The following is a 2793-nucleotide window of genomic DNA, read 5'->3' on the forward strand; positions in this document are numbered from 1 at the left end:
GGCGGCGAGGCCGGCAAACTGATCGCCTGGGGGCCGGGTCCGCGCGCCAGCCAGTCGCTGATGCTCGCGGTTCGCGCCCGCGCGCTGCTCGACGGCCGTCTGGCGCCCTCGATCGACGACGTACTCGATCTGGCCGAGCCGGTTCTCAAGCACCGCATGGCGCTGACATTCTCGGCCCGGGCCGAAGGCCGCACCATTCCCGACGTTATCAGGCAATTGAAGACGCGGATTGGTTGATGGCCGCGGAGACCAAGCACGCAGGCCAGGAGATCACAGCAATCCGACGTGCCGACGGCGAAAGCCGAACGCTCGCCGCGTCGCTGCCGCGCCTCGTGCTTGAAGCCCGCCGCATCGCGGCCAATGTAATTCACGGCCTGCACGGACGGCGGCGCGCCGGTTCGGGCGAAAGTTTCTGGCAATATCGCCGTTTCGTGTCCGGCGAACCGTCGCAAAGCGTCGACTGGCGGCGCTCGGCGCGCGACGATCATCTTTATGTCCGCGAACAGGAATGGGAGGCCGCGCACACCGTGTGGCTGTGGCCGGACCGTTCGCCCTCGATGGCGTTCGCGTCGAAACAGGCGCGCGACAGCAAGCTGGAACGCACTTTGATCGTGACGTTTGCGCTGGCCGAATTGCTGGTCGCGGGCGGCGAACGCGTCGGCATTCCCGGCCTGATCAACCCGACCTCCAGCCGCAGCGTGATCGACAAGATGGCGCAGGCGATGCTGCATGACGACGCCGCGCGGCCGAGCCTGCCGCCGTCCTTTGTGCCTTCAGCGCTCGCCGAAATCGTGGTGCTGTCGGATTTCTGGTCGCCGATCGGCGACATCAGAAGCATGCTGGCCGGATTGTCGGCGTCCGGGGCGCACGGCACGCTGATCCAGATCGTCGATCCGGCCGAGGAGAGTTTTCCTTATTCGGGCCGGGTCGAATTTGTCGAACCGGAAGGCGGCGAAATCATCACCGCCGGACGCGCCGAAAAATGGGCCGACGATTACGTCGCGCGCGTGGCGCGGCATCGTGACGAGATTCGCAACGAAACCAACAAGCTCGGCTGGCTGTTCTCGACCCACACCACCAGCCGCTCGGCGGCCGAACTGCTGCTGTTCCTGCATTCGGGCATGATGGTGAACAAGGGCACCGCGCGCTCGAGCACCGTCAAAGCGGGGCGAAGCGCATGATCGCCGGACTGCCGCTCTCTTTCGCCGAACCATTGCTGCTGCTGGGTCTGCTCAGTCTGCCGGTGCTGTGGTGGCTGTTGCGGGTGATGCCGCCGCGGCCGCGGCGCATCGAGTTTCCGCCGACACGGCTGTTGTTCGACATCGCGCCAAAAGAAGAGACCCCGTCGCGGACGCCGTGGTGGCTGACGGCGTTGCGCCTGATGGCCGCCGCCCTCGTTATTCTGGCGGCCGCGGGGCCGATCTGGAATCCGCAAACCGGGCTTGCCGGCTCCAGCGCGCCGCTGGTGATCCTGATCGACGATGGCTGGAGTGCGGCCAATAGCTGGGATGCCCGGGTCAAGGCCGCGGACGAATTGATTGCGAATGCCGACAGTGACCGCCGCGGCGTCGCCCTGGTTCCACTGTCCGAGCCCGCGCGTGACATCACGATCATGCCGGGCGGCACCGCGCGCGTGGCATTGCGCCAGCTCGCGCCAAAACCCTATTCGATCGAGCGGGTCGAAACCCTGCCCGCGATCGAGCGCTTCCTCAAAATAACCGGCGACTGCGAGATCGCCTGGCTGTCGGACGGCGTCGATACCGGCCGGGGAGTTGAGTTTCTCCAGGGCCTCGGCAAAACCGTGGGCGACCGGACCTTGACGATCTTTGAAGGCGGCAACCCGTCCGCGCAGGCGCTGGCCGCCGCCGAAAATGCCGCGGCGAAGATGACCGTGAAGGTATTGCGCACCGATGGCGGCATTGCCGCCGGGATCGTGCGCGCGCTCGACCAGAAGGGATCGCCGATCGGCGAAGCCCGCTACACGTTTGGACCGCAGGACCGCGAGACCGAAGCCTCGTTCGACCTTCCGGTCGAGTTGCGCAACGACATCGCGCGGCTTGAAATATCCGGTGAACGCTCCGCAGGCGCGGTGCAGCTGCTCGACAAAAGATGGCGCCGGCGCGCGATCGGCGTGGTCAGCGGATCGAGCACCGATACCGCGCAGCCTTTGCTGGCATCGGCATTCTATCTCACCCGCGCGCTGGCGCCGTTCGCCGATGTGCGGCTCGGCGATCGCGGCGCGCCGCAGCAGGCGATCACGCAATTCCTCGACCAGAAGCTGCCGATGATCGTGCTGGCCGATGTCGGCACCTTGTCGCCGGAAATCCGCGAACGCATCGCGGCGTGGATCGACCAGGGCGGCGTGCTGGTGCGCTTTGCCGGGCCGCGTCTGGCGCAGGCCGATGACGACCTCGTGCCGGTGAAGCTGCGCCGCGGTGGACGCAGCCTCGGCGGCAGCCTCACCTGGGAAAAGCCGCAGCATCTGGCATCGTTCGCGGCCGACGGACCGTTCGTCGGTCTGGCCGTGCCCAAGGACATCACCATCAACCGGCAAGTACTGGCCGAACCCGATGCGGTGCTGGCGACCAAAAGCTGGGCTTCGCTCGAGGACGGCACGCCGCTGGTCACCGGCGAGCGCCGCGGCAAGGGCCTGGTGAGCCTGTTTCATGTCAGCGCCGATATGCGCTGGTCTGATCTGCCGATGTCCGGCACTTTCGTCGAAATGCTGCGGCGGATCGTCGACATGTCCGGCTATACGGCCCGGCCGGGCGCCGGTGTCGCGGGCGAAACCAG

3 protein-coding genes are annotated in these 2793 nt (G+C 66.8%); all 3 read left to right on the forward strand.

Going from position 1 to position 2793, the window contains the following annotated elements:
* On the forward strand, positions 1–237 hold a 237-nt coding region (locus ABR948_RS29400), incomplete at its 5' end, for an AAA family ATPase (protein WP_428124813.1).
* Positions 237–1181, forward strand: coding sequence for a DUF58 domain-containing protein (locus tag ABR948_RS29405; protein ID WP_428124815.1), 945 nt, complete (start codon positions 237–239; stop codon positions 1179–1181). The genes ABR948_RS29400 and ABR948_RS29405, both read left to right, overlap by 1 nt.
* A partial coding sequence (locus ABR948_RS29410) for a BatA domain-containing protein (RefSeq protein WP_428124817.1) occupies positions 1181–2793 on the forward strand: 1613 nt, incomplete at its 3' end. The genes ABR948_RS29405 and ABR948_RS29410, both read left to right, overlap by 1 nt.

Origin of the sequence: Bradyrhizobium sp. (assembly GCF_050014615.1) — a bacterium.
In the GTDB taxonomy this organism is placed as follows: domain Bacteria; phylum Pseudomonadota; class Alphaproteobacteria; order Rhizobiales; family Xanthobacteraceae; genus Bradyrhizobium.